Origin of the sequence: Streptomyces sp. NPDC048506, assembly GCF_040651315.1 — a bacterium.
Taxonomy (GTDB): Bacteria; Actinomycetota; Actinomycetes; order Streptomycetales; family Streptomycetaceae; genus Streptomyces.
The window spans coordinates 181,492-187,723 of the sequence record NZ_JBEZIX010000013.1; the positions used below are offsets into that span (position 1 = coordinate 181,492).

The 6,232-nt window shown below is 69.1% G+C and carries 7 protein-coding genes; 4 read left to right on the top strand and 3 right to left on the bottom strand.

The window, feature by feature from the left end; all coding sequences use genetic code 11:
- The first annotated feature begins 56 nt into the window (after positions 1 to 56).
- From AB0C96_RS13495 to AB0C96_RS13505, 3 genes are all read left to right on the top strand, one after another.
- The gene (locus AB0C96_RS13495) at positions 57 to 491 is read left to right on the top strand and encodes an NfeD family protein (RefSeq protein ID WP_362916821.1); all 435 of its coding nucleotides are present in this window, start codon (positions 57 to 59) and stop codon (positions 489 to 491) included.
- Positions 492 to 594: 103 nt separating this feature from the next.
- The gene (locus tag AB0C96_RS13500; RefSeq protein WP_362916823.1) at positions 595 to 1,533 is read left to right on the top strand and encodes an SPFH domain-containing protein; all 939 of its coding nucleotides are present in this window, start codon (positions 595 to 597) and stop codon (positions 1,531 to 1,533) included.
- A 62-nt stretch (positions 1,534 to 1,595) separates the two neighbouring features.
- A complete protein-coding gene (locus AB0C96_RS13505; RefSeq protein WP_362916825.1) occupies positions 1,596 to 2,363 on the top strand; it encodes a sulfite exporter TauE/SafE family protein in 768 nt (255 codons plus the stop codon).
- A 63-nt stretch (positions 2,364 to 2,426) separates the two neighbouring features.
- Here the strand turns inward: AB0C96_RS13505 and AB0C96_RS13510 are convergent, their stop codons facing one another.
- The 3 genes from AB0C96_RS13510 to AB0C96_RS13520 form a co-directional block, all read right to left on the bottom strand.
- Positions 2,427 to 2,930: an HNH endonuclease gene (locus AB0C96_RS13510; protein ID WP_362916827.1), complete on the bottom strand. Its 504-nt coding sequence runs from the start codon at positions 2,928 to 2,930 to the stop codon at positions 2,427 to 2,429.
- 401 nt (positions 2,931 to 3,331) lie between these two features.
- Entirely contained in the window at positions 3,332 to 3,871 is a 540-nt protein-coding gene (locus tag AB0C96_RS13515) for a YbhB/YbcL family Raf kinase inhibitor-like protein (RefSeq protein WP_362916829.1), read from the bottom strand.
- Positions 3,872 to 3,914: 43 nt separating this feature from the next.
- A complete protein-coding gene (locus AB0C96_RS13520; protein WP_362916831.1) occupies positions 3,915 to 4,697 on the bottom strand; it encodes a sporulation protein in 783 nt (260 codons plus the stop codon).
- A gap of 241 nt (positions 4,698 to 4,938) precedes the next feature.
- Between AB0C96_RS13520 and AB0C96_RS13525 the strand changes: the two genes are divergently transcribed.
- A complete protein-coding gene (locus tag AB0C96_RS13525) occupies positions 4,939 to 5,589 on the top strand; it encodes a DNA-3-methyladenine glycosylase (protein WP_362916833.1) in 651 nt (216 codons plus the stop codon).
- Positions 5,590 to 6,232 lie beyond the last annotated feature (643 nt).

Here is a 6,232-nt window from a genome sequence, read left to right on the forward strand (position 1 = left end):
GTGCTCCGTGCCGCTGACCGGTCGCGCCCTGTCCCGTGCCGCCGCCCGGACCTACCATGAACACCGTGGATCCATGGGTGTGGTGGCTGATCGCCGCCGTAGGGCTGGGTATTCCCCTCGTCGTGACCGCGATGCCCGAGTTCGGGATGTTCGCGGTCGGTGCCGTCGCCGGTGCCGTCACCGCTGCGCTCGGTGGCGGCACCGTTCCGCAGTTCCTGGTGTTCGCCGCCGTGTCGGTCGCGCTGATCGCCGTCGTACGCCCCATCGCCAACCGCCATCGCCGCCAGGGCCCCCAGCTCGCCTCCGGCGTCGACGCGCTCAAGGGCCGCAGCGCCACGGTCCTGGAACGGGTCGACGGCGGTGTGGGCGGCCGCATCAAGCTCGCCGGCGAGATCTGGTCCGCCCGCGCCCTGGACGCCGAACGGGTCTACGAACCCGGCCAGCAGGTGGACGTCGTCGAGATCGACGGCGCCACCGCCGTCGTCATCTGACCTGAACCCACTGCGCGACGCGTCACGTCTCTGAAAGACTGATCAACGGCAATAGCCGGTCGCCGGCCGGCTCGGACCAGCAACGAAGGGCACGGGAACCGCTGTGGCAGGGATCATCATCGTACCGATCATCCTGGTGGTGCTCGTGTTCGTCGCACTCATCAAAACGATCCAGGTCATCCCCCAGGCCAGCGCCGCCATCGTCGAACGCTTCGGCCGCTACACGAGAACGCTGAACGCGGGCCTGAACATCGTCGTCCCGTTCATCGACTCCATCCGCAACCGCATCGACCTCCGTGAGCAGGTCGTGCCGTTCCCGCCGCAGCCGGTGATCACCCAGGACAACCTGGTCGTGAACATCGACACAGTCATTTACTACCAGGTGACGGACGCCCGCGCCGCGACGTACGAGGTCGCCAGCTACATCCAGGCCATCGAGCAGCTCACCGTCACCACGCTCCGGAACATCATCGGCGGCATGGACCTCGAACGGACCCTGACCTCCCGCGAGGAGATCAACGCGGCGCTGCGCGGCGTCCTCGACGAGGCCACCGGCAAGTGGGGCATCCGTGTCAACCGCGTCGAGCTGAAGGCCATCGAGCCGCCGACCTCCATCCAGGACTCGATGGAGAAGCAGATGCGCGCCGACCGTGACAAGCGCGCCGCCATCCTCCAGGCCGAAGGTGTCCGGCAGTCCCAGATCCTGACCGCCGAGGGTGAGAAGCAGTCCTCCATCCTCCGCGCCGAAGGTGAGGCCAAGGCCGCCGCCCTGCGCGCCGAGGGCGAGGCCCAGGCGATCCGGGTGGTCTTCGAGTCCATCCACGCCGGCGACCCGGACCAGAAGCTGCTCTCCTACCAGTACCTCCAGATGCTCCCGAAGATCGCCGAAGGCGACGCCAACAAGCTCTGGATCGTGCCCAGCGAGATCGGCGACGCCCTCAAGGGCCTGGGCGGCGCCATCGGCAACTTCACCCCGCCCACCGGCGGCGGCTCGATCCCCAAGCCCAGTGCGCCGAAGCACGAAAACCCGCCGATCGACTGACGGCCGCGCGCCCCTGGGGCATGATCGGGCGGGACCGTACCGATCATGCCCGGGGGAGCAGCATGAGCATCTGGGAAGCCGTCGCCGTCCTCGCCGCAGGGGTCGGCGCCGGCACGATCAACACCATCGTCGGGTCCGGGACCCTCATCACCTTCCCGGTGCTGCTGGCCTTCGGACTGCCGCCGGTCACCGCCAACGTCTCCAACACCCTGGGCCTGGTGCCCGGTTCGCTCAGCGGCGCCTTCGGCTACCGCCGTGAACTCTCCGGCCAGCGCCGCCGCCTGCTGCGCTTCGGGATCACCGCCATGCTCGGCGGCCTGGGCGGCGCGATCCTGCTGCTGGCGCTGCCCTCAAAGGCCTTCGACGCGATCGTCCCCGGACTCATCGGCCTCGCGCTCGTCCTCGTCGTGGTGCAGCCCACGCTCGCCGCCCGGCTCCGCGCCCGTCGCGAGCGCAACGGCACCACCGCCCACCCCGACGGCGGCGTCGCCCTGCTCGTCGGTCTGCTGTTCGCCAGCGTCTACGGCGGCTACTTCGGCGCCGCACAGGGCGTGATCTACCTCTCCCTGATGGGCCTGCTGCTCAACGAGGACCTACAGCGCCTCAATGCCATAAAGAACGTCCTCGCCGCGATCGTCAACGGCGTCGCGGCGGTCTTCTTCCTCTTCGTCGCCACCTTCGACTGGGAGGCCGTCGCCCTGATCGCCCTCGGCTCCACCCTCGGCGGCGTGCTCGGCGCCAAGCTCGGCCGCCGACTGCCGCCCCTCGCCCTGCGTGCCCTGATCGTCCTCGTGGGGCTCGTGGCCATCGTCCAACTCCTCCGCAAATAAGGGGAGTCGAACGACGGCCGACGCCGCCCCGGCCCCTGGACGGGCCGCGGCGGCGAGCAGCCTCTAGGCCGGCTGCGCCAGCCACTCCGGCAGCGCGTCCCGCACCGACACCCCCAGCGTCGACAGCAGCGCGTCCGCCGGCGTCGGCTCGAACGGCCGCCGCAGCAACTGCATCCCCGCCTGCTCGGGCGTACGGTCCGCCTTGCGGTGGTTGTCCTCCGCGCACGAGGCGACGGTATTCAGCCAGGTGTCCCCACCGCCGTGCGACCGCGGCACGACGTGATCGACGGTCGTCGCCCTGCGCCCGCAGTACGCACACCGGTGCTGGTCACGCACCAGCACGCCCCGCCGCGACCAGGGCGCCCGTCTTCGGAACGGCACCCGTACGTACCGGCTCAGCCTGATCACCTGCGGCACCGGGACGTCCACCGAAGCGGCACGTATCCGCAGCCCCGGGTGCGCGTGCTCGACGACGGCCTTGTCCTGCATGACCAGCACCACCGCACGTCGCAGCGACACCGTCGCCAGCGGCTCGAAGCTCGCATTCAGCACCAGCGTCTCGCGCATCCCGTCCACCTCCCGGACCCGCTCCGCCCCCGTGGCGAAGTTGCTCCACTGTGCAGCGGCAGGTATTCCCCGAACAACGCAATTTCCGCATGCCACAAGGGAAATGGAGAGCGATCGGAAGATGAAGACACGGTGGTCCGGCGTACCCGGCACACCGGGGAACGTGGCGGAAAGGAGATCGCTCCGGGTCCCACCCCCGTGAACACGCGAGACCCGGAGCGAACGACAGCCGGCGAGGACACCCGACACGAGTGCGGGCTCCGACAAACGGCCGGCGACACACCTGCGCCCCACCGCTCCCGCTCATGCGGTACCAGCTGCCCGACGCCCTGATGAAGGGGCGACGGCTCGGGTACCACTCTGCGTGCGAGAAGCGCTGGGGCGCAACGGAATTACGGCGCTCAGCCCGCCGCCGGCACCTCGTACTCGGCGATCAGCTGGGCCCGCCCGAGGGCGTGGAACCGCAGGTGGAACCCCACCACCGCGGGCGAGGCGTCCGCGTCCGGCCCGAGCTTCGCCCGGTCCACCGCGTACACCGTGAACACATAGCGGTGCGGACCGTCCCCGGGCGGCGGCGCCGCACCCCCGAAGTCCCGCGTCCCGTAGTCGTTGCGGACATGAACGGCGCCCTCGGGCAGTCCCTTCATCTCCCCGGACCCGGCGCCGGCCGGCAGCTCCGTCACCGACGCCGGGATGTCGAACAGCGTCCAGTGCCAGAAGCCACTGCCCGTCGGCGCGTCGGGGTCGTAGCAGGTCACGGCGTAGCTCTTGGTCCCCGCGGGCGCGCCGTCCCACCGCAGCTGCGGCGAACGGTTCCCCCCGGCGTAGACCTGCTCCGGCCGGAGCGTCCCGCCCGGTGCCACCTCGTCGCTCGACACCGTGAACTCCGGCACCGGCGGGTGGAAATCGTGCGGGAGCGGCCGCCGCTTCAGCTCGGACACTGCAACACCTCCTGGTCGCTTGCTGACACTCTGTCCGGCCAGGTTAGAGCCAGTTCCGCTTGCCGCCGACCTCCGCCAGCCACTGGTTGAGGTACGCCGCCCAGTCGGTCCCCTCGAAGTCGTGCAGACCCACCGTGAACGACCGGTAGGTGTCCGAGCCCTCGGTGAACAGCCCCGGCTTCTTGTCCATCTCCAGCACGACGTCCATCTCCCGGTCGTCGGCCACGAAGGACAGCTCGACCTGGTTCAGCCCCCGGTACTGCTGCGGGGCGTAGAACTCGATCTCCTGGTAGAAGGGCAGCCGCTGCCGCGTCCCCCGGATGTGCCCCTGCTCCAGGTCGGCGGCCTTGAAGCGGAAACCGAGCCGCCCGAACGCGTCCAGGATCGCCTGCTGCGCCGGCAGCGGGTGCACGTTCACCGGGTCGAGGTCGGTGGAGTCCACCGCCCGCGCGATGGCCAGCTCGGTCGTCACGCCGACGCTCATCCCGTGCAGATGCGTGCCCAGGAACGTGGTGATCGGCGTCTCCCACGGGATCTCCAGCCCGAACGGCACGGTGTGCGCGGCACCCGGCTGCACCTGGAACGCCCCGCCCAGCTGAACGGTGGTGAACTCGACGTTGCGCTTGTACTCCTCGTCGCCGCTCTCCACCTCGACGCGCGCCTGGAGCCCGACCGACAGCCCCTGGATCTCCTGGGCCACCGACCCGCCCTGGATCCGCACCTCACCCTGCACGACCCCGCCCGGGACGACGTTCTCCTCGAAGAGCACCGTCTCCACCGACGCGCCCCCGGCCCCCAGGCTCGCCAGCAGCTTCTTGAATCCCATGCTCGTCCTCCCCAGGCCCAGCGCCTGTGCTCCGTTGACCTACGTGCCGGAACCACGTCCCGGTCCCCGTACACCGCATCCCAGCGATGCGATCCCTGCGGACTGCTTCCTACGACTTCCTACGACGGTGCCGTCTGGAAACGTGGAACCGCGCAGGCCGGTTCCACGGCCCACACCTTCCCAACCCCGACGCCTCCCTGGCCAGCCGCCGCCCACATCGGCTCCACTACCCTCGGACCGCATGACCGACGTACCGGAACGAATGCCGCTCAACCGCGACTTCTTCGCCCGCCCCGTCGTGGAAGTGGCCCCCGACCTGCTGGGCCGCACTCTCGTCCGCCACACCCCCGACGGCCCGATCGAACTCCGGCTGACCGAGGTCGAGGCGTACGACGGCGAGAACGACCCCGGCTCCCACGCCTACCGCGGCCGCACCGCACGCAATGCGACCATGTTCGGCCCGCCCGGCCATGCGTACGTCTACTTCATCTACGGCATGTGGTTCAGCCTCAACGCCGTCTGCGCCCCCGAAGGCCAGGCGAGCGGCGTCCTGCTGCGCGCCGGCGAGATCGTGACCGGCGCGACCCTGGCCGCCGCCCGTCGCCCCAAGGCCCGCACGCTCGACGAACTCGCCAAGGGGCCGGCCCGCCTGGCCACCGCCCTGGACATCGACCGCAGCCTCGACGGCGCTGACCTCTGCCGCGGCGGCGACGCCCCCCTCACCCTGCTGCATGGCCACCCGCCGGCTCCCGAACGGGTACGCAGCGGGCCCCGCACCGGCGTCGGCGGAGACGGCGCCGACCACCCCTGGCGCTTCTGGATCGAGGGCGACCCGACCGTCAGCCCCTACCGCCGGCACGTTCCCCGACGGCGCGTCACCAGCGCTACTTGACTCTGTTTCGTCAAACGCCTAACGTGGCCCGAGCCGCTGGAGACGGGCAGCGCCTTCTGCGCAGACCGTGAGGCGGCGAAACCAACTACTCGAACGATTCCCTGACGGGTCTTTTTTGCGTTGTCAAAATTCGACCCCACCGGCCCGATTATGAGCCGCCAGGGAAAGCCGCTAAAGTAGTAACCCGCCGAAAGGGCAGCGGAAAAAGCTGCTCCGAGGCAAACCCTCCGACGGAAATCGGAACCGGAAACGAAACGAATCCGGATCTGCTAAAGTCGGAACCGCGAGAAAGCCGAAAGGCCGGATCGCACCGGCGAAAATCGGAGCCGCGAGGATCTGATAGAGTCGGAAACGCAAGACCGAAGGGAAGCGCCCGGAGAGCCTGGTGAAACAGGCACAAAGGAAGCGTCCGTTCCTTGAGAACTCAACAGCGTGCCAAAAGTCAACGCCAGATATGTTGATAACCCCGTCTACCGGAAACACTTCCGGTGACGAGGTTCCTTTGAAAAACACAGCGAGGACGCTGTGAACGAACGGGACTATTCCTCCCGCTCGTTCCGCTCAACGCGAGTGTTCACCGGGATAGCCCGGAAGCATTCACGGAGAGTTTGATCCTGGCTCAGGACGAACGCTGGCGGCGTGC

Bases quoted from the DNA above. Each gene is read 5' to 3' on its own strand.
- AB0C96_RS13505 (WP_362916825.1), top strand. From the start codon at position 1,596: ATGAGCATCTGGGAAGCCGTCGCCGTCCTCGCCGCAGGGGTCGGCGCC.
- AB0C96_RS13510 (WP_362916827.1), bottom strand. From the start codon at position 2,930: ATGCGCGAGACGCTGGTGCTGAATGCGAGCTTCGAGCCGCTGGCGACG.
- AB0C96_RS13495 (WP_362916821.1), top strand. From the start codon at position 57: ATGAACACCGTGGATCCATGGGTGTGGTGGCTGATCGCCGCCGTAGGG.
- AB0C96_RS13520 (WP_362916831.1), bottom strand. From the start codon at position 4,697: ATGGGATTCAAGAAGCTGCTGGCGAGCCTGGGGGCCGGGGGCGCGTCG.
- AB0C96_RS13525 (WP_362916833.1), top strand. From the start codon at position 4,939: ATGACCGACGTACCGGAACGAATGCCGCTCAACCGCGACTTCTTCGCC.